21 protein-coding genes are annotated in these 22,391 nt (G+C 68.1%); 17 read left to right on the top strand and 4 right to left on the bottom strand.

Annotation, left to right across the window (positions count from 1 at the left end):
• Nucleotides 1-175 precede the first annotated feature (175 nt).
• The 12 genes from ABL308_13230 (at nt 176) to hisIE (ending at nt 12,296) form a co-directional block, all read left to right on the top strand.
• Entirely contained in the window at nt 176-1,948 is a 1,773-nt protein-coding gene (locus ABL308_13230) for an N-acetylglutaminylglutamine amidotransferase (protein ID XBQ15906.1), read from the top strand.
• A 13-nt stretch (nt 1,949-1,961) separates the two neighbouring features.
• Nucleotides 1,962-3,737 carry an N-acetylglutaminylglutamine synthetase gene (gene ngg, locus ABL308_13225; protein XBQ15905.1) on the top strand — a complete coding sequence of 592 codons (1,776 nt, stop codon included), beginning with the start codon at nt 1,962-1,964 and terminating at the stop codon, nt 3,735-3,737.
• Nucleotides 3,734-4,927: an osmoprotectant NAGGN system M42 family peptidase gene (locus ABL308_13220; GenBank protein XBQ15904.1), complete on the top strand. Its 1,194-nt coding sequence runs from the start codon at nt 3,734-3,736 to the stop codon at nt 4,925-4,927. The genes ngg and ABL308_13220 overlap by 4 nt, the downstream gene beginning before the upstream one ends.
• Before the next feature lie 293 nt (nt 4,928-5,220).
• Nucleotides 5,221-5,655 carry a group III truncated hemoglobin gene (locus ABL308_13215; protein XBQ15903.1) on the top strand — a complete coding sequence of 145 codons (435 nt, stop codon included), beginning with the start codon at nt 5,221-5,223 and terminating at the stop codon, nt 5,653-5,655.
• 59 nt (nt 5,656-5,714) lie between these two features.
• Complete coding sequence (locus tag ABL308_13210) at nt 5,715-6,038, top strand: YerC/YecD family TrpR-related protein (protein ID XBQ15902.1); 324 nt, start codon at nt 5,715-5,717, stop codon at nt 6,036-6,038.
• Nucleotides 6,035-6,922, top strand: a complete 888-nt coding sequence (gene hisG, locus ABL308_13205; GenBank protein ID XBQ15901.1) for an ATP phosphoribosyltransferase — start codon at nt 6,035-6,037, stop codon at nt 6,920-6,922. The genes ABL308_13210 and hisG overlap by 4 nt, the downstream gene beginning before the upstream one ends.
• Nucleotide 6,923: 1 nt before the next feature.
• Complete coding sequence (gene hisD, locus ABL308_13200) at nt 6,924-8,222, top strand: histidinol dehydrogenase (GenBank protein XBQ15900.1); 1,299 nt, start codon at nt 6,924-6,926, stop codon at nt 8,220-8,222.
• Nucleotides 8,219-9,400, top strand: coding sequence for an imidazoleglycerol-phosphate dehydratase HisB (gene hisB, locus ABL308_13195; GenBank protein XBQ15899.1), 1,182 nt, complete (start codon nt 8,219-8,221; stop codon nt 9,398-9,400). Before hisD ends, hisB begins: the two co-directional genes overlap by 4 nt.
• Nucleotides 9,401-9,614: 214 nt before the next feature.
• Nucleotides 9,615-10,214 (top strand): imidazole glycerol phosphate synthase subunit HisH, encoded by a 600-nt coding sequence (gene hisH / locus ABL308_13190; GenBank protein XBQ15898.1) that lies wholly within the window; start codon nt 9,615-9,617, stop codon nt 10,212-10,214.
• Nucleotides 10,211-10,936, top strand: a complete 726-nt coding sequence (locus ABL308_13185; GenBank protein ID XBQ15897.1) for a 1-(5-phosphoribosyl)-5-[(5-phosphoribosylamino)methylideneamino] imidazole-4-carboxamide isomerase — start codon at nt 10,211-10,213, stop codon at nt 10,934-10,936. Before hisH ends, ABL308_13185 begins: the two co-directional genes overlap by 4 nt.
• Complete coding sequence (gene hisF / locus ABL308_13180; GenBank protein XBQ15896.1) at nt 10,930-11,697, top strand: imidazole glycerol phosphate synthase subunit HisF; 768 nt, start codon at nt 10,930-10,932, stop codon at nt 11,695-11,697. Before ABL308_13185 ends, hisF begins: the two co-directional genes overlap by 7 nt.
• The gene (hisIE, locus tag ABL308_13175; GenBank protein XBQ15895.1) at nt 11,694-12,296 is read left to right on the top strand and encodes a bifunctional phosphoribosyl-AMP cyclohydrolase/phosphoribosyl-ATP diphosphatase HisIE; all 603 of its coding nucleotides are present in this window, start codon (nt 11,694-11,696) and stop codon (nt 12,294-12,296) included. Before hisF ends, hisIE begins: the two co-directional genes overlap by 4 nt.
• On the opposite strand, the gene ABL308_13170 is transcribed toward hisIE, so the two are convergent.
• On the bottom strand, nt 12,293-13,492 hold the full coding sequence (locus ABL308_13170; GenBank protein ID XBQ17742.1) for a DUF3089 domain-containing protein: 1,200 nt from the start codon (nt 13,490-13,492) through the stop codon (nt 12,293-12,295). The two genes, hisIE and ABL308_13170, sit on opposite strands and share 4 nt — an antisense overlap.
• A gap of 146 nt (nt 13,493-13,638) precedes the next feature.
• On the opposite strand from ABL308_13170, the gene ABL308_13165 reads away from it, so the two are divergent.
• Nucleotides 13,639-14,346, top strand: a complete 708-nt coding sequence (locus ABL308_13165) for a DUF502 domain-containing protein (protein ID XBQ15894.1) — start codon at nt 13,639-13,641, stop codon at nt 14,344-14,346.
• Between the two features lie 3 nt (nt 14,347-14,349).
• Here the strand turns inward: ABL308_13165 and recG are convergent, their stop codons facing one another.
• Nucleotides 14,350-16,437 carry an ATP-dependent DNA helicase RecG gene (recG, locus tag ABL308_13160; protein ID XBQ15893.1) on the bottom strand — a complete coding sequence of 696 codons (2,088 nt, stop codon included), beginning with the start codon at nt 16,435-16,437 and terminating at the stop codon, nt 14,350-14,352.
• Between the two features lie 110 nt (nt 16,438-16,547).
• On the opposite strand from recG, the gene ABL308_13155 reads away from it, so the two are divergent.
• The 4 genes from ABL308_13155 (at nt 16,548) to mfd (ending at nt 21,177) form a co-directional block, all read left to right on the top strand.
• Nucleotides 16,548-16,808, top strand: coding sequence for a BrnT family toxin (locus tag ABL308_13155; protein ID XBQ15892.1), 261 nt, complete (start codon nt 16,548-16,550; stop codon nt 16,806-16,808).
• Nucleotides 16,798-17,013: a CopG family transcriptional regulator gene (locus tag ABL308_13150; protein XBQ15891.1), complete on the top strand. Its 216-nt coding sequence runs from the start codon at nt 16,798-16,800 to the stop codon at nt 17,011-17,013. Before ABL308_13155 ends, ABL308_13150 begins: the two co-directional genes overlap by 11 nt.
• Before the next feature lie 136 nt (nt 17,014-17,149).
• Complete coding sequence (locus ABL308_13145) at nt 17,150-17,473, top strand: succinate dehydrogenase assembly factor 2 (protein ID XBQ15890.1); 324 nt, start codon at nt 17,150-17,152, stop codon at nt 17,471-17,473.
• Nucleotides 17,474-17,694: 221 nt separating this feature from the next.
• Nucleotides 17,695-21,177 (top strand): transcription-repair coupling factor, encoded by a 3,483-nt coding sequence (gene mfd, locus ABL308_13140; protein ID XBQ15889.1) that lies wholly within the window; start codon nt 17,695-17,697, stop codon nt 21,175-21,177.
• Here the strand turns inward: mfd and ABL308_13135 are convergent.
• A complete protein-coding gene (locus ABL308_13135; protein XBQ15888.1) occupies nt 21,174-21,839 on the bottom strand; it encodes a uracil-DNA glycosylase in 666 nt (221 codons plus the stop codon). The two genes, mfd and ABL308_13135, sit on opposite strands and share 4 nt — an antisense overlap.
• Nucleotides 21,829-22,389 (bottom strand): NYN domain-containing protein, encoded by a 561-nt coding sequence (locus ABL308_13130; protein ID XBQ15887.1) that lies wholly within the window; start codon nt 22,387-22,389, stop codon nt 21,829-21,831. Before ABL308_13130 ends, ABL308_13135 begins: the two co-directional genes overlap by 11 nt.
• Nucleotides 22,390-22,391: the final 2 nt, after the last annotated feature.

Here is a 22,391-nt window from a genome sequence, read left to right as displayed (position 1 = left end):
GTCAACCGTTCCAAAAAATTTTCAGCAGTCCGAATACATGCAAAGCACAGCGAAAACGCCCTGCAAAACTTGATTTCCACGATCCTGATCGGCTTGAATGGCCTCAGCAAGCGCGGGTCCGCCGATCCGCGTTTTTTTTGAATTCACTGTCCACTCGACGAAAGGATGGCCCTGCATGTGCGGAATCGCCGGAGAGATACGCTTCGACGACCGACGTCCGAACCTCGCCGCGCTCGACGCGGCCGCAGAGCGCATGGCGCGCCGCGGCCCGGACGCGGCGGGCATGGTCTCTCAGGGACCCGCCGCGCTGGCCCACCGCCGGCTGAAGATCATCGACCTCTCCGACGCCGCCCAGCAGCCCATGGTGGACGCCGAGCTGGGCCTGTCGATCGTGTTCAACGGGTGCATCTATAACCACAAGGAGCTGCGCGGCGAGCTTGAGGCGCAGGGCTATCGCTTCTTCTCGCACGGCGACACCGAGGTGATCCTCAAGGCCTATCACGCCTGGGGCGAGGATTTCGTCCAGAAGCTCAACGGCATGTTCGCCTTCGCCATCGTTCATCGCGAGGGCGGCGAGGTGCTGATCGGCCGCGACCGGCTGGGGATCAAGCCGCTCTACTACGCCGAGACCCAGGGCGGCTTCCGCTTCGCCTCCAGCCTTCATGCGCTGACCTGTTTCGACGATGTCGATAAGAGCCTCGATCCGGACGCGCTGAACTTCTATTTCAGCTTCCATGCGGTCGTCCCGCCGCCCTTCACCATGGTCAAGGGCGTGCGCAAGCTGCCCCCCGCCACCCTGATGCGGATCAAGCCGGACGGCTCGCGGTCGACGAAGAAGTTCTGGGACGTCGCCTTCGGCCCGCGCGAGGACGAGCAGGGCTACACCCACGCCGACTGGAAGCGGCTGGTCGCCGACACGCTGCGCGCCAGCGTGAAACGCCGGCTGGTCGCCGACGTGCCGGTCGGGGTTCTGCTGTCCGGCGGGCTCGATTCCTCGCTGATCGTCGGGCTGCTGGCCGAGGCCGGGCAGACCGGGCTCTCCACCTTCTCGATCGGGTTCGAGAGCGTGGGCGAGGAGAAAGGCGACGAGTTCCAGTATTCCGACATCGTCGCGAAGCGCTTTGAAACCGATCACCACAAGATCGAGATCGACACCGCCCGCGCGCTGCCCGCGCTGGACGACGCCATCGCCGCAATGAGCGAGCCGATGACGAGCCATGACTGCGTGGGCTTCTATCTTCTGAGCCAGGAGGTGTCCCGCCACGTCAAGGTCGTCCAGTCCGGCCAGGGCGCGGACGAGATCTTCGCGGGCTATCACTGGTATCCGCCCATGCTGGACGCCAACGATCCGCTGGCCGCCTACGCCAAGGCGTTCTTCGACCGCGACCGCTCGGAGATGGGCGAGCTTCTGCAGGACCGCTGGCTGAACGGCGACAAGCCGCGCGACTTCGTCGCCGAGCATTTCGCCAGGCCCGGCGCCGAGCGTCCGATCGACAAGGCGCTTCGGATCGACACCCAGGTCATGCTGGTCGACGATCCCGTAAAGCGGGTCGACAACATGACCATGGCCTGGGGTCTGGAAGCGCGCGTGCCCTTCCTCGATCACGAGGTCGTCGAGGCCGCCGCGCGCGTGCCGGCCGAGATGAAGACCGCCGAGGGCGGCAAGGGCATCCTGAAGGACGTCGCCCGGGACGTGATCCCGCACGAGGTGATCGACCGGCCCAAGGGCTATTTCCCTGTTCCGGCGCTGAAATACCTGCGCGGGCCGTATCTCGAGAAGGTCCGCGACACGGTCAATTCGCGCCGTTTCCGCGAGGCCGGGGTGGTCCGCGAGCCTTATGTCGCTAAGCTTCTGGACGATCCCGAGGCGCACATCACGCCTCTGCGCGGATCGAAGCTGTACCAGATCGGACTTCTCGCTCTCTGGCTGGAGAGCCACGGCCTCTGAAAGGAGCGCTTCGGTGAAAACTTCCGATCAGTCCCGCAAGGCCCTGAATTACCGGCTGAAGCGCCTGCGCGAGCATGCGCTGAAATCCTCTGGCCCGCCCTCTGAAGACCGTCGCCGGGAGGTGGAGATCGATGTCGGCTGGGGCCGGCTCATCTTCGCGCAGACCTTCGACGACGCCGACGCGCTCGTTCAGACCCTGCGCGCGGAAAAGCGCGACAAGCGCGACATCGCCTTCTATGTGCGCGATCCGCACGTGGTGATGTCGGTCGCGCCCCAGGAAGTCTTCCTCGATCCCAGCCACACCTACCGCCTGGATCTGGCGACCTACCGCTCCAGCGCCGAACAGCCCAAGGGATTCTTCATCCGCCGGCTGTGTTCCGAAGCCGACGCGGAGATGGTCAACACGATCTACGTGTCCCGCGGCATGGTGCCGGTGGAGCCGAACTTCTTCTGGCGCCAGCGCGACAGCCGGACGCTGACCTTCCTCGTCGCCGAGGACGAGCGCACAGGCCAAGTGCTCGGCGCGGTCACCGGCGTCGATCACGGCCGGGCCTTCGACGATCCGGAGAAGGGCAGCTCGCTCTGGTGCCTGGCGGTCGATCCGCGCGCGGCCCATCCGGGCCTGGGCGAAGCGCTCGTGCGCCGTCTCGCCGAGACCTTCCAGGCGCGCGGCTGCGCGTGCATGGATCTCTCGGTGCTTCACGACAATTCCGGCGCGATCAAGCTCTACGAGAAGCTGGGGTTCAAGCGCGCGCCCTTCTTCACGCTCAAGCGCAAGAACACCATCAATCAGAACCTCTTCATCGCGCCGCCGCCGGAGGAGGGGCTCAACCCCTACGCCAGGATCATCGTGGACGAAGCCCGGCGGCGCGGCATCGGGGTGGAGGTGCTCGACGCCGAGGGCGGGTTCTTCAAGCTCACCCATGGCGGCCGGTCTATCGTCTGCCGGGAAAGCCTGTCCGAACTCACCAACGCGGTCGCCATGAGCCGGTGCGACGACAAGGCGGTGACTAGGCGGCTGATGCTTCAGGCCGGCGTGCCCGTGCCCGCCCAGCTGGCTGTCGATCCGTCTGCGGAGGATCTGTCAGAAGCCGAGGCCTTCATGGCCGAGCACGGCTCCGTCGTCGTCAAACCCGCACGCGGCGAGCAGGGCCGCGGCGTCACGGTGGGCGTGGATACGCCTGAAGACCTTCAGGCCGCGGTCAATTCCGCGCGCGGGCAGGGCGGGCCGGTGCTGATCGAGCAGTTCTGCTCCGGCGACGATCTGAGGGTGCTGGTGATCAACGACGAGGTGGTCGCGGCTGCGCTGAGAAAGCCGCCCGAGATCACCGGCGACGGCAAGCGTCCGGTCCGCAAGCTCGTGGAAAGCTTCTCGCGCCGGCGCGCGGCGGCGACGGGGGGAGAGTCCCGCGTGCCGCTGGACGCCGAGACCGAGCGCTGCATCCGGTCCGCGGGCTATGACTGGGACAGCGTGCTCGACGCCGGCGAGCGTCTGCGCGTGCGGCGCACGGCGAACCTCCATACCGGCGGCGCCCTGCATGACGTCACCCACAGCCTGCATCCGCGTATCGCCCGAAGCGCGGTGGAAGCCTGCCGCGCCATCGAGATCCCGCTTGCAGGCATCGACTTCATCATCGACCGCCCCGACCAGCCCGAACACGTTTTCATCGAGGCCAATGAGCGGCCGGGGCTGGCCAATCACGAGCCGCAGCCGACGGCGGAACGCTTTGTGGACTTGCTCTTTCCGCTTTCGATATCGCGCAACGCCCGACCGGAGGCGACGGTTTGATCTCCATCGACGACCAGTACCTCAAATCCATGCTCCAGCGCCTTCTGGAGACCCCGAGCCCGACCGGCTACACCGACGAGGTGACCCGGCTGTGCTGTGAGGAATTCGCCCGGCTCGGCGTGCCCTTCGAGATCACCCGCCGCGGCGCGATCCGCGCCAAGATCCAGGGCGGTAGGCGTTCTCCGGCGCGCGCCATCGTCGCGCATATCGACACGCTCGGCGCTCAGGTGAAGGCGATCAAGGAGAACGGCAGGCTCGAGGTCGTGCCCATCGGCAACTGGTCCTCGCGCTTCGCCGAAGGCGCGCGCGCGACCGTCTTCACCGTCGATCACGGCGCGTTCCGCGGCACGATCCTGCCGCTGAAGGCCTCGGGGCACACCTTCAACGAAGAGGTCGACACCCAGCCGGTGAACTGGCGGCAGGTCGAGCTGCGCCCCGACGTGATCGCTGAAAGCGCGGGCGATCTCGAAGCGCTCGGCTTCAATATCGGCGACATCATCGCCATCGATCCCCAGCCCGAGTTCATGGACAACGGCTTCATCGTCTCGCGCCATCTCGACGACAAGGCGGGCGTGGCCGCGATGTTCGCCGCGCTCAAGGCGATCCTGGACGGCGACGAGCCCCTGGCGGTCGACACCTATTTCATCCTGTCGATCACCGAAGAGGTCGGCTCGGGGGCGAGCTCGATCCTCACCCACGACATCGCCTCGATGGTCTCCATCGACAACGGCACCCAGGCCGAGGGCCAGAACAGCCGCGAGTTCGGTGTGACGGTCGCCATGGCCGACCAGACCGGGCCGTTCGACTACCACCTGACCCAGAAGCTCCTGAGGCTCGCCCGCGAGCACGAGATCGAGCATCAGCGCGACGTGTTCCGCTATTACCGCTCGGATTCGGCCAGCGCGATCGAGTCCGGCGCGGACGTGCGCACCGCGCTCGTCTGCTTCGGCATCGACGCGAGCCACGGCTATGAACGCATCCACATGCACGCTTTGCATTCGGTCGCGCGCCTTGTCCGCGCCTACTGCCTGAGCCGGGTGGAGATCAATCACGACTCCCAGGAGGTCGGCGATCTCGAAGGGTTCACCCATCTGCCGATGGATCCCGCCCACGAAGACAGCTGGGACGGCCGCGACGAAGCCCCCGACCGCCCCTCCGGCGAAGGCCATGCGGGCGGCGGGCAGGCCTAGCGGCGCTGGCGCTGCCAGCCAGTCAGGATTCTGCGAGCCTTGCCGCGGCGGTGCGCGCGGCTCCACCCCACCCCGGCCCTCCCCTCAAGGGGAGGGTGGGAGGGGCTCGCCGGTCTGCGGAAATTTTCCCGCCGGGCGTTCGGCGCCCTCGTTCTCGCCTGTCTATCGCGCCCGACACCGCCCTCCCTCCCCCTCGGGGGAGGGCCGGGGTGGGGGTGCGGCGCCGCAACGCCTTGAACCTGTGAGCAGACCCGCGCACATGACGCCCTGCAAGCGTTCGAGAGCGTTACCCCATGCCCACCGTCATCCGCACCGCCTCGGCCCGCCGCTCCGAGATGCGCGCCGAGGCCGACGCGCTCGGCGTCGACGAGGCGTTCATCGACCAGCTGGTGGAGGCGTTCTATGAGAAGGTCCGCGCGGACGCCGCGCTCGGGCCGGTCTTCGCCCATGCGATCGGGGAGGACTGGGCGCCGCATCTTGCGACCATGAAATGCTTCTGGTCCTCGATCGCGCTCGGCACGGGGGTTTATTCCGGGCGGCCGCTGCCCGCCCATCACAAGCATGTCGACCGGATGGCGCCTGAGCACTTCGATCGCTGGCTGAGCCTGTTCCGGCAAACGCTTGAAGAGATGAGCGAAAGCCCTGCGGCGGTCGCCTTCTTCATGGAGCGCGCCGAGCGCATCGGGGAGCGGTTCCGCACCCTGCTGTGGCAAAACCCATATGCGTGATCTTGTATCATCACGCTAACACGCTATAACGCCCCTCGACGAAACCCGGGGAGGCGGCCATGGCGGCGGTCGATCTTGAAAATCAGAAGGCGGGCGGGCCCGCAGACGTGGCGGCGCTGGCCGCCGCTTTGCTGCGTCTTGAAACCGCTGGTGAAGCCGAGCGGTTCCTACGGGACCTCACCACGCCTGGCGAGCTTCAGGCGCTGGCCGAACGCTGGCGCGTGGCGCGCATGCTGGACGCGGGCGGCAAGTCCTATCGCGAGATCAGCGCGGAGACCGGGGTGAGCACCACCACGGTGACCCGCGTCGCCCGCTTTCTCGGGCAGGAAAACTACAAGGGCTACCGGCTGGTGCTCGACCGATTGAAGGAGGAGCGCGAATGAGCGCGCCGCGACTGATCCTCGCCGTCCAGAAGAAGGGCCGGCTCGCCGAGGGCGGGCTGGAGCTGCTCAAGCGCGCCGGCGTGAAACTGGCCTATGGCCGTGACGAGCTGATGCGCCGGGCGGAAAACCTGCCGCTCGATCTGATGCTGATCCGGGACGACGACATTCCGAGCTTCGTGGCCTCCGGCGCATGCGATTACGGGATCGTCGGCGAGAACGTGCTGTACGAAGCCCAGGCGCGGTCCAAGCGCCTCGCAGGGCTCGAGATCGCGCTGAAGCTCGGCTTTGCGCGCTGCCGTCTGAAACTCGCCGCGCCGAAGGACGGCGCGATCCGCTCAATCGCCGATCTCGAAGGCCGTACGGTGGCGACGAGCTATCCCGGCCTCACCGCGAAATTCCTCGCAGAGCGCGGCGTGAACGCGGAAATGGTCGAGATGGGCGGCAGCGTCGAGGTCGCACCGCGCATGGGCGTGGCCGACGCGATCTGCGATCTCGTCTCCACTGGCGCGACGCTCGAGGCCAACGGGCTTGAAGCGTTCGAGACGGTGCTGGAAAGCGAAGCGGTTCTGGTGCGGCGTCCCGAGGCCCGCGCGCCGGAAATCGACCAGACCGCCGAGCTTTTGGTCGAGCGGTTCAAGGGAGTCATCGCCTCGCGGCAGACCAAGTACATCCTTCTGAACGCCCCCGCCGACCGGCTCGAAGAGGTGCGCGCCATCCTGCCGGGCACCGACGCGCCGACCGTCGCGCCGGTGGTGGGCCGCGAAGACGTCGTGGCCGTGCACGCCGTGTGCACCGAGGAGGTGTTCTGGTCGACGCTTGAAAAGCTCAAGGCCGTGGGCGCGCGCTCCATCCTGGTGATGCCGATCGAAAAGATGATGGCCTGACATGCTCAAGCGGCTGATCTGGAAATCCGCCACCGACGCTGAGCGGGCGCGGCTGTTCACCCGGCCCTCGCTCGGTGCGGACGCGTTTGATGTCGCGCGCGGCATCCTCGCAGACGTCCGTGAGCGCGGCGAGGCGGCGGTGCGCGACTACGCCGAGCGCTTCGACGGCTGGGCGCCGGAGGCGGGCTTCCGTGTGAGCGAGGCCGAGCTCGATGCGGCTGAGGCTGCGCTCGCCGATGAAGACCGCGCGGCGATCCTCGCCGCCGCCGAAGCGGTTCGGACCTTCCACGCCGGCCAGGGCTATCGCGCCGTGAAGGCCGAGACCTGGCCGGGCGTGATCGCCGAGCGCCGGGCGACGCCGATCGACGTGGCCGGGCTTTACGTGCCGGCGGGCACCGCGCCGCTCGTCTCCACCCTGATCATGCTCGCCGTGCCCGCCCAGATCGCCGGCGTGCCGCGCATTGCGGTGATCGCCCCGCCCCGGAAGGGCGAGGGCGTGGAGCCGACCGTGCTGGCCGCGGCAAAGCTCCTGGGCCTCGACGAGGTCTACGCGATCGGCGGCGCGCACGGGATCGCCGCGCTCGGCTACGGCGTGGCCGGCCTGCCGCGCGCGGACAAGATCTTCGGGCCGGGCAACGCCTATGTCGCTGCGGCGAAGGCGCTGCTGGTCCAGTCCGGCGGCGCGGCGACGGACCTGCCTGCGGGGCCGAGCGAAGTGCTCGTCGTCGCCGACGACGCGGCCGACCCCGAACTCGTCGCCGCCGACCTTCTGAGCCAGGCCGAGCACGACACGCTGGCCCAGGTGGTCCTCGTCGCCTTCTCGGAGCCCTTCGTTCAGAAGGTCGAGGCGGAGACCGAACGCCTGCTCGCCCAGCTGCCGCGCGCGGACACCGCCCGCGCCGCGCTCGCCAATTCCGTCGCGGTGATCGCCGCGGACGAGGCCGAAGCGGTTGCGGCCTGTGACGGCTACGCCTCCGAGCACCTGATCGTGCAGACTGGAAATCCCCGGGATTTCGCCGGCAAGGTCCGCCACGCGGGATCGATCTTCCTGGGCCCCTGGACGCCCGAGGCGGCCGGCGACTATGCGGCCGGTCCGAACCACGCTTTGCCGACCGCCGGCGCGGCGCGCGCCTATGGCGGGGTGACGGTCGAGGCGTTCCAGAAGACGACGACGCTTCTTCAGATGACGGAGCAGGGCGTTCTGAACATGGCCCCGACGGTGGAGCGGCTCGCCGCGCTCGAGGGTCTGGACGCGCACAGGCTGGCGATGAAGCTGCGCCGGGAAAGGGCGAAATCATGAGCGGACGTCTGGACCTGTCGCGTGCGCCTGAGACCGACACCGGCGCGCTGGCGACCGATCTCATCACCCGGCTCGCGCCGGTGCTGGGGCTCGACCCCGATCGCATCGCGCTCGCCGCGTCTCCGAGCGACGCCCGCCGCGGCCTCGCCGCAGCGGGGTTCACCACGTTCGACGATCACAGCGCCACCGGTGCGGCCGCCTTCGATCACGAACACACCGGCCGGCCCTGCGTGACGCGGATCGGCCCGGTCGCAGCGCCGATCTGCGCGATCACCGGCGCGCCCGACGAGATCCGCCGCGTGCTCGCCCAGGTCGCCACGCCGCCGCAGATCCTGCTCAGGGCCGGGCTCGACGCGCTCAAGCCCGCCGCGCGCCTGGCTGAAAAATCCGAACGCGCCATGCGCGACGCAAGGCTCGTGGAGATCGCCGATTTCCTGCGTGATCACTGCGGCGTGCAGGCGGCGCTATGCACCGAAGGGCTCAAGCTCGCCGGCGATCTGACCGCGCTCGGGATCGAGGCCGAGGATCGCGCCGACGGCAGGATCGTGCATGTGAGGAACCTCGCCACGGCCGAGACGCTGGCCTCCCATCTGGGCCTTTCGAAGTCGGGCCGGACCGCGTCCGTGCGCCGCTCCACCAAGGAGACCGACATCGCGCTGAGGGTCGATCTCGACGGGGAGGGGGCCAAGGTCTGCACCGGCGTGCACTTCTTCGATCACATGCTCGAACAAATCGCCCGGCACGGCGGGATCGGGCTCGAAGCGATCTGCGAAGGCGATGTGGAGGTCGACGCCCACCACACGATCGAGGACGTCTGCCTGGCGCTCGGCGAGGCGCTGCGCGACGCGCTCGGCGACAAGCGCGGCATCGCCCGGTTCGGCTTCGAAACCCCGATGGACGAGACCCGCGCCAAGGTCTGGATCGATCTTTCGGGACGGCCCTACGCCCGGTTCGACGGCGATATTCCCGGCGAGCGCGTCGGCGATTTTCCGGTCGAAATGTGCGCGCACGCCTTCCGCTCGCTCGCCGAAACCATGAAAGCGGCGATCCATGTCGAGGTCGACGGCGAGAACGCCCACCACATGATCGAAAGCTGTTTCAAGAGCTTCGGTCGCGCCTTGCGCATGGCCAAGACGATCGAGGGCGACGCCCTGCCGTCCACGAAGGGCGTGCTGTGAGCGGGTCGGAGCGTCTCAACTCCCTCCCCTTGATGGGGAGGGTGTCCGCGAAGCGGACGGGTGGGGTGAGGCCGCACGCGCCGTCTTCTGCAGAACTCGGCGCTCCCCCACCCGACCCGGACCTGTCGGTCCGGCCCACCCTCCCCACAAAGGGGGAGGGAGTGAGGCGTGCGTTTAAATTCAAAATCTCATCGTCCTTGAGCGACCCCTCCTCATGACCACCGGCATCATCGACACCTCCACCGCGAACATCGCCTCGGTGCGCTTCGCGCTCGAACGCCTTTGCGCGCCCTACGTGCTGGCTGCGACGCCTGACGAGGCGGCCGCGTGCGAGCGGCTGATCCTGCCCGGCGTCGGCGCGGCGGGGCCCGCCATGCGCAAGCTGCAGGCGTCGGGCTGGGCCGAACGGCTCAAGGCCGACGACCGTCCTCTGCTGGGCGTGTGCCTGGGGATGCAGCTTCTCTTCGAGTGGTCGGCGGAGAGCGATTGCGCGCTTCTGGGCCTGATCCCGGGCCGGGTCGAGCGGCTCGATCCGGGTTCGGCCGGGCCGTGGCCCCACATGGGCTGGAACGCACTTGAGGATTTCGCTGAAGACGAGCGGTTGCTCGACGGGATCGAGCCGGGCGCGCGCGTCTATTTCGTGCACGGCTTCTACGTGCCCGCCGGGGACCACGCGGCCGCCCGCACGCGTTACGGGGCCGAGATCACCGCGATCGCGCGCAAGGGCCGCATCGCGGGCTGTCAGTTCCACCCTGAGCGCTCGGCGGCCGTCGGTGCGCGCATTCTGAAGAATTTCCTGGAGAACCCGTCATGATCCTCTACCCCGCCATCGACGTGCTGGACGGGCGCGTGGTCCGTCTCGCCAAGGGCGATTTCGACGCGGTGACCGATTATGGCGGCGATCCCGTCGCCGCCGCTCAGGCCTGGAAGGATGCCGGCGCGGAGTGGCTGCATCTTGTCGATCTGTCCGGCGCGCGGGACGGCACGCGCCGCCAGCACGATCTGGTCGAGAATGTCGCAAAATGCGGGCTCTGCGTGCAGACCGGCGGCGGTGTGCGCAGCGCCGAGGACGTTAAGTCCATGCTCGACGCCGGGGCGAGCCGGGTGGTGGTCGGAAGTCTCGCGGTCGCTGAACCGCAGACCGTGATCGGCTGGATCGGCCAGTTCGGCGCCGCTGCGATCGCGGCGGCCTTCGACGTCCGGCTCGAGAACGGCGCGGCCTATCCGGTCACGCGGGGCTGGACCCAGCGCAGCGTCAAGCCGCTCGTGGAGCTTCTGGCCGATTATCGTCTGGCCGGGCTCGCCCATGCGCTCGTCACCGACGTGAACCGCGACGGCATGATGGAAGGGCCCAATCTCAGCCTTTACGAGGACCTCGTGAAAATCCGCCGCGACATCCAGTGGCAGGCCTCCGGCGGGGTGTCTTCTGTGGACGATCTCGTCGCGCTGAGAAACGCGGGGCTGGCTGGCGCGATCGTCGGACGGGCCCTGTTCGAGGGCAAGGTCGATCTCTCCGAGGCGTTGTCGAAATGCTAGCGCGCCGGATAATTCCGTGCCTGGACGTCAAGGACGGCCGGGTGGTGAAGGGCGTGCGCTTCCGCAACCACGAAGTGGTCGGCGACATCGTCGATCTCGCCGCGCGCTACGCCGCTGAAGGCGCGGACGAGCTCGTTTTCTACGACATCGCGGCGAGCCCGGAATCGCGCTCGGTCGAGCCTGAATGGGTGAGCCGTGTGGCGCGCGCGATCGATATCCCGTTCTGCGTCGCCGGGGGCATCCGTTCGGTCGAGGACGCCCGCGCGCGGCTGTTCGCCGGTGCGGACAAGATCTCGATCAACACGCCCGCGCTCGAAACGCCCGATCTCGTCGACACGCTGGCTTACGAGTTCGGCAGCCAGTGCGTGGTCGTGGGCATAGACAGCCGGGTGATCGACGGGGCCTGGCGCTGTCACAAGAACACCGGCGATCCCAGCCGCACGACGACCGAGCACCGCAAGACGCTGGAGTGGATCGCCGAGGTCTGCGACCGCGGCGCCGGTGAGATCGTCCTAAACTGCATGGACCAGGACGGGGTGCGCGAAGGCTATGACGTCAAACAGCTCGCCGCGGCTCGGGATGTGTGTCCGGTTCCGCTGATCGCCTCGGGCGGGGCGGGGGCGGAGGCCCATTTCCGCGACGTGTTCAGGACCGCGAACGTGGACGGCGCGCTGGCCGCGAGCGTGTTTCACAAGCAGATCATCGAGATCGGCGCGCTCAAGCGCTATCTCGCTGGCGAAGGCGTGGAGATCCGGCTGTGAGCGAGATCGACTTTGAAAAGGGCGGCGGGCTGGTCCCCGCGATCGTCCAGGACGCGGACAGCGGCGCGGTCCTGATGCTGGGCTATATGAACGCCGAGGCGCTGAGGACGACGCGCGAGACAGGCCGCGTGACCTTCTTCTCCCGCTCCAAGCAGCGTCTGTGGACCAAGGGCGAAACCAGTGGAAACGTTCTGAATTTTGTGTCGTTCGCGGTCGATTGCGACCGCGACACGCTTCTCGTCCGCGCACGGCCTGAAGGGCCGGCCTGCCATCTGGGCACGGCGACCTGTTTCGGCGACGCGCCGGGGCCGTCCACCGGGTTTTTCGGCAAGCTCCAGCGCATCGTCGACGAGCGCGCCGAAGCCGATCCGTCCGAGAGCTACACCGCGAAACTGCTCGCCAAGGGGACGCTGAAATGCGCCCAGAAGGTCGGCGAGGAGGGGGTGGAGACCGCGCTCGCCGGCGCGGCGGAGAGCGAGGAGGCGCTGCTCGACGAGGCGGCCGATCTGGTCTTCCACCTCACAGTGCTCTTGAAGGCGCGCGGCAAGACCCTCGCCGACGTCGCCCGCGTGCTTCAGGACCGCAACAAGAAGACCTAGCCGTCGATCGGTTTGACTTCGAAGACCTCGACTTCCTCGATATCGCCCAGCGGCGGCGCATAGAGCGCTTCGTCGGCTAAAAGCGCCTGTACGGTCTCGACCCGGCGTCGCGCGTCTTCGCGCAGATCCATGTAGAACAGGTTATAGGGCGGGGTCCGCCGGTCTTCGCCCAGCCGGCCGGGGCGGCGCAGCGCCCGTGTTCGGGGCTGTTCGACCATCAGAAGACCGTTCTGGCATTGCGCGCCGGTCTGCGCGGCCATCGGCGAGGGCGCGTCCTCGAAGCTCAGGCCTTCCGCCGCCGCGCCGCCGCGATGCAGCCGCGCCGGGGCGTAGTCCTCGTCCGCCCGCCCGGTGATCGGATTGACGCACATCAGCGCCCGGTTGGACACGAAGTCGAGCTCGCCGGGACCCGACCAGCTCATGGAGCGCTCGGTCAGCGCCTCGATCCGGCCGCGCTCGTCGGGCTCGACGGCGGAATAGCCGAGCACGCAGCGCGCCTGCTCGGGGCCGGCGCACACCGTCAGCGCGCCCATCGATCCCGCGAACAGGTCGAGCGGGGTCGGCGCTTCAAGCAGGTAAGCCGCCGCGAGCCGGCGGCTGAGCTCCTCCGACGGCGCCACGCGATCGATCAGAAGCCCCAGCGCATGCAGCGATCCCTGACCGACGCCGGCGATCACGATCGGCCGGTCCTCGCCGATTTCGGTGAGGAACCGGTCGAAGGCCGCCTGAACGTCCTGATAGGCCAGAAGCCGCGCCTGGACGCTGTCCTCGCGATTGTTCATGAACGCGTAGAGGCTCGCCTGGCGATAGCGCGGCGCGAACAGAACGGCGTCTTCGACGAGGAGCGGCGCGGCCCAGTTCGGCAGGGCGACGCTGTCGACCTCAGCAATTTCCTGCGCCCGGTCGTAGGGCGCGTTCCAGTGCCCGCCGCCGTCATAGGTCGAGGGATGGATGAAGAACACCGCCGGGGCGCCCTCGGCGATCTCCCCGCCCGGCCGCGCCGCCCAGGCGGCCGGTTCGGCGTAGTCCGGCGGGTCGGGCCGCTCATAGGTTTGAAACGGCACGCCGGGATCGAGCAGGGTCTGGAAAATCTGATCGCGCAGCAGCACGGCGGCCAGCGCGAGAAACAGCACGAACCCCACCGCGCCGATCAACAGCGCGCGCAGGAAAACCGATTGCGGCCAAAGGCGTGACATCACGGACATGGCGTCAAAATACGGCCCGGCTAGCGGTTCGGGCAAGCGCCGCGGCGCCTTGATTTCGCCGCAGCGCCGGACGAGGCCATATACCTACCCGCCGAAGCGGCGTTAGATGACTTCGCTCGCCCTTGGAGACCCCGCCCGTGCTGCGCTGGCTCAGAAACAGATTTCTCACCGGCGTCGTGGTCGCCGCGCCGATCGCGATCACCGTATGGCTGATCTACACCTTCGTCGGCTTCGTCGACCGGGTGATCAAGCCGCTCATCCCCGACCGGTACAATCCCGAAAGCTATCTGCCTTTCGCCATTCCCGGCATGGGCCTTCTGATCGCGATCCTCGGACTGACGCTTCTGGGCGCGCTGGCGGCGAACATTTTCGGGCGCACGCTGATCGATATCGGCGAGCGAATCGTCAATTCCGTACCGCTGATCCGGAACATCTATTCCGCGCTCAAGCAGATCGTGGAAACAGTGTTCCAGGGCCAGCAGAACTCCTTCAAGGAGGTCGTGCTGGTCGAATACCCGATGAAGGGCAGCTACGCCGTCGCCTTCGTGGCGAGCCGCGGGCGCGGAGTGATCCGCGAGGTGGTCGGCAAGGGCGGTCCGGTGATCGGGGTGTTCATCCCGACCACGCCGAACCCGACCTCGGGCTTTCTGCTGTTCGTGCCCGAGGCCAGCGTCGTGAAGCTCGACCTCACCGTCGAGGAAGCCGCCAAGCTCATCATCAGTTTCGGCATGGTCACGCCCGAACGCCTGCCCGAAGGCGCGATTCCTGCCGATGCGCCGATCAAGGCGGGGGCGGGGACGATGCCCGACGATCCGGCGGAGCCGGAGTCCGGCAAGCGGGCCTAGGGCTCACCCGCCCCGCATCAATCTGATCCCCTCGTCGCGTTCGAAGAGGTAGAGCAGGGCCCTCAGCGCTTCGCCGCGTTCGCCGGCGAACATGTCTTCTTTCGCCACCTCGTAGCGCGCCGCTTCGCTCGCGAGTTCGAGCAGGTCGGCGTGGGCGGCGAGATCGGCGATGCGGTAATGCGGTAGGCCCGACTGGCGCAGGCCGAGCGGGTCGCCCGAACCCCGAAGCTCCCAGTCCTTCTCCGCGATCTGGAAGCCGTCGTCGGTCTGGCGCATCACGTCCAGTCGCGCGCGCGCGGTCTCGCCGAGTTCGCCGTGATAGAGCAGCAGACAGGTCGAGGCCTTGTCGCCGCGCCCGACCCGGCCGCGCAGCTGGTGCAGTTGGGCCAGGCCGAAGCGCTCGGCGTGCTCGATCACCATGATGGTCGCGTCCGGCGCGTCCACGCCGACCTCGATGACGGTCGTAGCCACCAGAAGATCGATCTTCCCGGCGCGGAAATCCTCGGCGGCCTGCTGCTTGTCGCGGGCGGGCATGCGGCCGTGCACCAGCCCCATCCGAACGCCGGGCAGCATTTCGCCGAGCATGTGATGGCGCGCCTCGGCGGCGGCGAGGTCGGAGACGTCGCTGTCCTCGACCAGAGGGCAGACCCAGTAGGCCCGCTCGCCTTTCCTTATCGCCCGGCCGAGCCCCTCGACCACTTCGGACAGCCGGCTCGCATTGACCACGCGCGTGGTCGGCGGCACGCGGCCTGCGGGTTTTTCGTCGAGCCGGCTGACGTCGAGATCGCCGAAGGCGGCGAGGGTGAGGGTGCGGGGTATGGGCGTCGCGCTCATCGCCAGAACGTCAGGCGCGGCGCCTTTCAAGGTCAGCTTCCTGCGGTCGGACACGCCGAACCGGTGCTGCTCGTCGATCACGACCAGTCCCAGATCGGCGAAATCCACGCTTTGCTGGAAGAGCGCGTGCGTGCCGCAGACCACCTGGGCTTCGCCGCTGGCGATTTTTTGGGTCAGCTCGGCGCGCGCGCGGCCCTTGTCGCGGCCGGTCAGCGCGACGACGCTCACGCCTGCGGGGCTGAGCAGGGCTTCGAGCACCTTCGCATGCTGGCGCGCGACGATCTCGGTGGGGGCCATCAGCGCGGTCTGCACCCCGGCCTCGGCGGCGTGCGCGGCGCAGAGCGCGGCGACGAAGGTTTTGCCCGAACCCACATCCCCGTGGACGAGCCGCATCATGCGCTGCGCGCTCTCCATGTCGGTCTTCGCCGCTTCAAAAGCCCGCATCTGCGCGCCTGTAGGGGTGAAGGGGGCGTGATCGAGCACGGCCTGCACCGTCCGCCCGGTGCCGCTCAGCGCACGTCCGCGGCGCGCGCGGCGTTCGGCGCGGGCGATCTTCAGAGCCAGCTGATGGGCGAACAGCTCGTCAAACGCGAGCCTGCGCCGCGTCAGGCTTTCAGGCATCAGCTCCATGCCCGATTGCGGCGCGTGCAGCTCGGACAGCGCCGCGCGCCAGCCTCGCCAGCCTTCGCGGTTCAGCAGGGAGGCGTCGATCCATTCGGGCAGGTCGGGCGTGGCCTCGAGCGCGCCCCTGACCGCCTTGCGCATCACGCCGGCGCTCAGACCGGCGGTGAGCGGATAGACCGGCTGGAGGAGATCGGCCTCCCCGATCTCGTCAGGCGCGGCGACGAGGTCGGGATGGACGATCTGCACCTCCGAGCCGAACCGCTCGGCCTTGCCCGACACCACCCGGCGCGCGCCCTCGGGCAGCACGCGGCGCAGATAATCGGCCTTGGCGTTGAAGAAGACGAGATGCAGGAAGCCCGTCTCGTCGCGCATGCGCACCTTGTAGGGCTGCTTCATGGTTGGGCGCGGCACATGGACCTCGACCACCGCCTCGATCGTGACGAGCCCGCCCTGGTCGCCCGCATCCGAAATCGCCAGCCGCCGCGTGCGGTCCACCAGCCCGGTCGGCGCGGTCAGCACCAGATCCTTCACCCGCGAGCCGGCCACCTTCTCGATCAGGGCGGCCAGGCGCGGCCCGACCCCCTTGATCGTGGTCAGGTCGGCGAAAAGGGGAAAGAGAATCTGCGGGCGCATGGGCGCGAGTTTGGTCGCGCGGGGCGGGGAGGGGAAGCCGTTCAGCGGAATGTCCCGGCCTGCACAGGCACCCTTCTCAAAAAGGTATAGAAAATATACTCTATCTCTCCATGAAATTTTCCTTCGATCCGGCCAAGAGCGAGGCGAACCGCGAGAAGCACGGGATCGATTTCGAACAGGCGCAGGCGCTCTGGCTTGATCCGTGGCTCCTTGAAGCTGCGGCACGGACCGTCGACGAGCCGCGCTTCGTCTCGATCGGCCTCATCGACGGGAAACACTGGACTGCGGTCTGGACGCCGCAGAACGAAAGCATCCGGATCATCTCGGTCCGGCGCGCACGCAAGGAGGAGATCGCCGCCTATGAAGGCTAGAGATTTCGACGCCGCTTTCGATGCGGGCGAAGACGTGTCCGCCGCCGTGGACTGGTCCTCGGCTCGCCGCCCGAACGACGCGCCGCGCCGCGTGAACGTCGATTTTCCCTCCTGGGTGGTCGACGCGCTCGACAAGCAGGCGCGCCATCTGGGCGTGACGCGGCAATCGCTCATCAAGATGTGGATCGCAGAGCGGTTGGAATAGGCGCCCGCGACCAGCGCCTGCCATGGCCTGCCGGCCCGTTCGCTGCTTTCAATCGACCCACCGGGTCGATTGATCGGCTGCGCCGACCAGCGCTCACCCTTCACCCGCCCGGACCCCCGCGCTATATGCGCGGCCCATGAGCGACGATCCTTTCACTGATCCGAACACGCCCGTGAACCCCGAGGACCGCAAGAAGCGGCTGACCTTCCGCGCCTGGCGGCGGGGGTTCAAGGAGGCCGATCTCATCATGGGCCGGTTCGCCGATGCGCGGCTCGATGATCTCAGCGCCGCCGAGATCGACGAGTTCGAGCGGCTGCTGGACGCGCCGGACACCGAGGTCTACGGCTGGATCTCCGGAACGCTGGAGACGCCGGCGAATTACGACGGTCCGGTGCTCGACCAGCTCAAGGCCTTCCGCTTCGACCGCGCCGCGAGCGAAGGCGACGGGCCGGGGGTTTGACCGGCGAGGCGAGATAACGCGCGGTTGTCCTCCCCCGCCTCGCGGGGGAGGTGTCCGCGAAGCGGACGGAGGGGGCGGCGCGCACTGATGCCGCTGCAGCCCCCCTCGGCCCTTCGGGCCACTCCCCCCGCTCGCGGGGGGAGACATATCGGCCCGTGACGACACCACCACACCCCGCCCGGCTGCGCCGTGCGGGCGCTTTTTCGTTTGAGGACCCGCCCGTGAACGAACTCGAAAAGCTCGCCCGCAGCCCTGAGACCCTGACCGTGTGCGGGGCGCCGGACGGGTATGACGCGCTGATCTTCACAGACCTCGTGCGTACACGCGGCGGGATCGCGATGTTCGTCGCGTCGGACGAGGCGCGCGCCCGTGCGTTCGAGAGCGCCTGCGCCTTCTTCGCGCCTGAGATCGCGCGGCTGCGCCTGTCGGCCTGGGATTGCCAGCCCTATGACCGGATCAGCCCCAGCCCGCGCACCGCGGCGCGCCGGGCGGGCGGCCTGCACAGGCTCGCGAGCTATTCAGGCGAGGCGCCGCTGATCGTCGTGACTACGGTGAATTCGGTGCTGCAGCGTTGCGCGCCGAAAGAGGCGATGGCGGGCGGGGGCTTGCGCGCCACGCCCGGCGGCACGCTCGATATCGAGGATCTGAAAACCCACCTCGCCGCGAACGGCTATGCGCGCACCGGCACGGTGACCGAGCGCGGCGACTACGCGATCCGGGGCGGGGTGGTGGACGTCTTCCCCGCCGACGCCGAGGAGCCGGTCCGGCTCGATTTCTTCGGCGACACGCTGGAGACGGTCCGCGCCTTCGATCCCGAAACCCAGCGCACGACACGGCAGCTCAAGGAGGCCGCCTTCACCCCGGTCAGCGAGATCGTTCTGGACGCCGCCTCGATCTCGCGCTTTCGCTCAGGGTTCATCAAGCGCTTCGGCGCGGCCGGGCAGGGCGATCCGATCTATGACAGCGTCAGCGCCGGCGCGCGGCCCAACGGTGCGGAACACTGGCTCGCCCTGTTTCACGAGCGGCTGGACACCGTGTTCGATTATGTCGGCGAGGACGCGCTCATCGGCCTCGACCCGCTGGTGCGCGACGCGCGCGCAGAACGGCTCGAACAGATCCGGGACTATTACGCCGCCCGCAAGGACGCCCAGAAACAGGGCGCTGGCGCGATGGGCGCGCCGGCCTACCGGGCGATCGAACCCGAAGCGACCTACCTGACCGAAGAAGCCTGGGACGCGGCGATCGAGGCCCGGCCTGCGCGCCGCTTCACCGCCTTTCAGGAGGCCGGCCCCGGCGCGGTCGATCTCGGCGGCAAGCAGGGACGGACTTTCGCGGCCGAACGCCAGGCCGACCAGAACGTCTTCGACGTGGCGGCCAAACATGCGGTCAGCCTCAGGAAGGCGGGCAAGCACGTGCTGTTCGCCAGCTGGACCGAGGGCGCGTCCGACCGGCTGGCCAGCGTTCTGTCCGAACACGGACTGTCGCCGATCAAGCCTGCCGAGGACTGGAGCGCGGCGGCCGCGCTCGACAAGAAGGTCGTCGGCCGGATCGTGCTGCCCCTCGAACGCGGGTTTGAAACCGAATCCCTCGCGGTGATCAGCGAACAGGACGTGCTCGGCGACCGGCTGGCCCGGCCCAGAAAGCGCAAGAAATCCTCAGACGTCATCGCCGAAGCCGGCGCGCTGTCGACCGGCGATCTGGTCGTGCACGCCGATCACGGGCTGGGCCGGTATCTGGGCCTGAAGACCCTGACCGTCGGGGAAGCGCCGCATGACTGTCTGGAGCTCGAATACGCCGGCCAGTCCAGGCTCTACCTTCCGGTCGAGAATATCGAGCTTCTGAGCCGCTACGGGCAGGACAGCGAGACCGCTCAGCTCGACAAGCTCGGCGGGGCGGCCTGGCAGGCGCGCAAGGCCAAGGCGAAGAAGCGCCTGCGCGACATGGCCGACCAGCTCATCAAGATCGCCGCCCAGCGCAACGCCCGGGACGCCGAAGTGATCGAGCCGCCCAGCGGGCTCTATGACGAGTTCGCGGCGCGTTTTCCGTATGCGGAAACCGACGACCAGCTCAACGCGATCGAGGACGTGTTCGCCGACCTGCAGCGGGGCCGTCCCATGGACCGGCTGATCTGCGGCGATGTGGGATTCGGCAAGACCGAGGTGGCGCTGCGGGCGGCCTTCATCACCGCGCTCAGCGGCCGGCAGGTGGCGGTGGTCGCGCCGACCACGCTGCTAGCGCGCCAGCACTACAACACCTTCTGCGAACGCTTCCGCGGCTGGCCGGTGAAGATCCGCCAGCTGTCCCGGCTCGTCGGGCAGAAAGAAGCGACCGCCACCCGCAAGGAACTCGAGAGCGGCGATTGCGACATCGTGGTGGGCACGCACGCGCTGCTCGCCAAGACGGTGAAGTTCGACCGTCTGGGCCTTCTGGTCGTCGACGAGGAGCAGCATTTCGGGGTCAAGCACAAGGAGCGCCTGAAAGAGCTGCGTTCGGACGTGCACGTGCTGACGCTCACCGCAACGCCGATCCCGCGCACGCTGCAGCTGGCCATGAGCGGGATCCGCGATCTCTCCATCATCGCCACGCCGCCCGTCGATCGCCTGGCGGTGCGCACCTACGTCACCCCGTTCGATGCGGTGACCGTGCGCGAGGCGCTATTACGCGAGCGCTATCGGGGCGGGCAGAGCTTCTTCGTGGTGCCGCGCATCGCCGATCTTGAAGAAGCCGCGGAATTCCTGCGCGAGCAGACACCGGAGGTGAGCTTCGTTCAGGCGCACGGGCAGATGGCGGCGAGCCAGCTCGAAGACATCATGACCGCCTTTTACGAGGGCCGCTACGACGTGCTTCTGTCCACGACGATTGTGGAGTCCGGCATCGACATCCCCACCGCCAACACGCTGGTCGTCCATCGCGCCGACCGGTTCGGCCTGGCCCAGCTCTACCAGCTGCGCGGCCGGGTGGGGCGCTCGAAAGCCCGCGCCTACGCCTATCTCACCACGCCTGCGAACCAGAAGCTGACCGAAGGCGCCGACAAGCGTCTGAAGGTGCTGCAATCGCTCGACAGCCTAGGCGCCGGCTTCACCCTGGCGAGCCACGATCTCGATCTCAGGGGCGGGGGCAATCTTCTGGGCGAGGAGCAGTCGGGCCACATCAAGGACGTGGGCGTCGAGCTCTACCAGTCCATGCTGGAAGAGGCCGTCGCCAGCCTTCAAGGGGCGGACCCCGAAGACAGCCGGGACTGGTCGCCGCAGATCAATATCGGCGCCGCCGTGCTGATCCCCGACGAATACGTGCCCGATCTCGACGTGCGCATGGCGCTCTATCGCCGGCTCTCGGGGCTCGAGACCAAAACCGAGCGCGAGGCGTTCGCCGCCGAGCTGATCGACCGGTTCGGTCCGCTGCCCGAGGAAGTCGAAAGCCTGATGCAGGTCGTCGCCATCAAGGCGCTGTGCAAGCGCGCGGGCGTGGCCAAGCTCGACGCCGGACCCAAGGGCGCGGTCGCGACCTTCCGCGATCACGCCTTCGAGGACCCGGCCGAACTCGTCAAGCTCATGGCGAGACGGCCTGAGGACTACAAGATCCGGCCCGACAACACGCTGGTGCTGAAGGGCGAGTTCCCCAGCGTCGAGGACCGGCTCAAAGGCGTGCAGCGCCTGCTCGCCCCGGTCGCCGACGCCGCGCGGCGCTCGAAAGAGGCCGCTTAGGCCGCGTCCAGCAGGCTGCGGGCGCGCGCGAACACGTCATGGAACATCGCCTCGGTCAGCCGGCCGGTGTTCGTGTTGTAGCGTGAGCAGTGGTAGCTGTTCAGAAGCGTGAGCGGGCCGTTCGGGCCGTCGATCTCATGCGCCGCGCCGTGGGCGAATTTGAAAGTGCTCTGCCTGTAGCCGAGCGCTCTCAGGGTGTTCTGATGGGCGACCCCGCCCAGCGCGATCACCACCTCGAGCCGGGGCAGCTGTTCGATCCGAGCGGTCAGGAAGGGCCGGCAGGTGTTGCACTCGGGGCCCGTCGGCTTGTTCTGCGGCGGTACGCACCGGACCGCGTTGGTGATCATCGCCTCGACAAGGCGCAGATCGTCCTCGCCGTCCGGATCGAACCGGCCTTCGGAGAAGCCGTACTTCGCAAGCGTGGGGTAAAGAAGATCGCCCGCCCAGTCCCCGGTGAAGGGCCGGCCGGTGCGGTTCGCCCCGCGCAAGCCCGGCGCGAGCCCGACGACGAGCAGGCGCGCGCCGTCGGACCCGAAGCTCGGGGCCGGACCGTTCCACCAGTCCGGATGCGCGCTGCGGTTCTCCTTGCGGAAGTCCACCAGGCGCGGGCAGAGCGGGCAGTCGCGCGGCGGTTCGGCGACTGCCGCAGCCTCAGTCTTCATCGTCGTCGTAATCGCGCTGCCGGCGCTCGCGCCCGACCAGCTTGCCAAGCTCGGCGAGTTCGATGAACGCGTCCGCCTGACGGCGCAGATCGTCGCTGGCCATGGGCGGCGAGGATTTCAGCGTGGAGACGACGGAGACCCGCGCGCCCTTGCGCTGGACCGCCTCGACGACCTTGCGGAAATCGCCGTCGCCGGAGAACAGCACGATATGGTCGAGATAGGAGGCCGCCTCGAGCACGTCGACGGCCAGCTCGACGTCCATGTCGCCCTTGATGCGGCGCCGGCCGGTGTCGTCGGAATACTCCTTGGCCGCCTTGGTGACGACCTTGAAACCGTTATAGTCCAGCCAGTCGATCAGCGGCCGGATCGGCGTGTATTCCTCGCTTTCGATCAGCGCGGTGTAGTAGTTCGCCCGCACGAGCCGGCCGCGCTTGCGGAATTCCTCGAGCAGCTTTTTGTAGTCGATGTCGAAATCGAGCGCCTTGGCGGCGGAGTAGAGGTTTGCGCCGTCGATGAACAGGCCGAGGCGCTCGGCGGGGTAGAAGGTCATAC

Origin of the sequence: Oceanicaulis sp. (genome assembly GCA_040112665.1) — a bacterium.
Classification (GTDB): Bacteria; Pseudomonadota; Alphaproteobacteria; order Caulobacterales; family Maricaulaceae; genus Oceanicaulis.
Note: the sequence above shows the minus strand (reverse complement) of the source record. Positions and strands in the feature narration are given on the sequence as shown.

Bases quoted from the DNA above. Each gene is read 5' to 3' on its own strand.
- ABL308_13150 (XBQ15891.1), top strand. From the start codon at position 16,798: ATGAAGGCTAGAGATTTCGACGCCGCTTTCGATGCGGGCGAAGACGTG.
- hisH (XBQ15898.1), top strand. From the start codon at position 9,615: ATGACCACCGGCATCATCGACACCTCCACCGCGAACATCGCCTCGGTG.
- ABL308_13210 (XBQ15902.1), top strand. From the start codon at position 5,715: ATGGCGGCGGTCGATCTTGAAAATCAGAAGGCGGGCGGGCCCGCAGAC.
- ABL308_13130 (XBQ15887.1), bottom strand. From the start codon at position 22,389: ATGACCTTCTACCCCGCCGAGCGCCTCGGCCTGTTCATCGACGGCGCA.
- ABL308_13145 (XBQ15890.1), top strand. From the start codon at position 17,150: ATGAGCGACGATCCTTTCACTGATCCGAACACGCCCGTGAACCCCGAG.
- hisD (XBQ15900.1), top strand. From the start codon at position 6,924: ATGCTCAAGCGGCTGATCTGGAAATCCGCCACCGACGCTGAGCGGGCG.
- ABL308_13215 (XBQ15903.1), top strand. From the start codon at position 5,221: ATGCCCACCGTCATCCGCACCGCCTCGGCCCGCCGCTCCGAGATGCGC.
- ABL308_13155 (XBQ15892.1), top strand. From the start codon at position 16,548: ATGAAATTTTCCTTCGATCCGGCCAAGAGCGAGGCGAACCGCGAGAAG.
- hisG (XBQ15901.1), top strand. From the start codon at position 6,035: ATGAGCGCGCCGCGACTGATCCTCGCCGTCCAGAAGAAGGGCCGGCTC.
- ABL308_13185 (XBQ15897.1), top strand. From the start codon at position 10,211: ATGATCCTCTACCCCGCCATCGACGTGCTGGACGGGCGCGTGGTCCGT.
- hisF (XBQ15896.1), top strand. From the start codon at position 10,930: ATGCTAGCGCGCCGGATAATTCCGTGCCTGGACGTCAAGGACGGCCGG.
- ABL308_13135 (XBQ15888.1), bottom strand. From the start codon at position 21,839: ATGAAGACTGAGGCTGCGGCAGTCGCCGAACCGCCGCGCGACTGCCCG.
- ABL308_13170 (XBQ17742.1), bottom strand. From the start codon at position 13,492: ATGTCACGCCTTTGGCCGCAATCGGTTTTCCTGCGCGCGCTGTTGATC.
- hisB (XBQ15899.1), top strand. From the start codon at position 8,219: ATGAGCGGACGTCTGGACCTGTCGCGTGCGCCTGAGACCGACACCGGC.
- ABL308_13230 (XBQ15906.1), top strand. From the start codon at position 176: ATGTGCGGAATCGCCGGAGAGATACGCTTCGACGACCGACGTCCGAAC.
- recG (XBQ15893.1), bottom strand. From the start codon at position 16,437: ATGCGCCCGCAGATTCTCTTTCCCCTTTTCGCCGACCTGACCACGATC.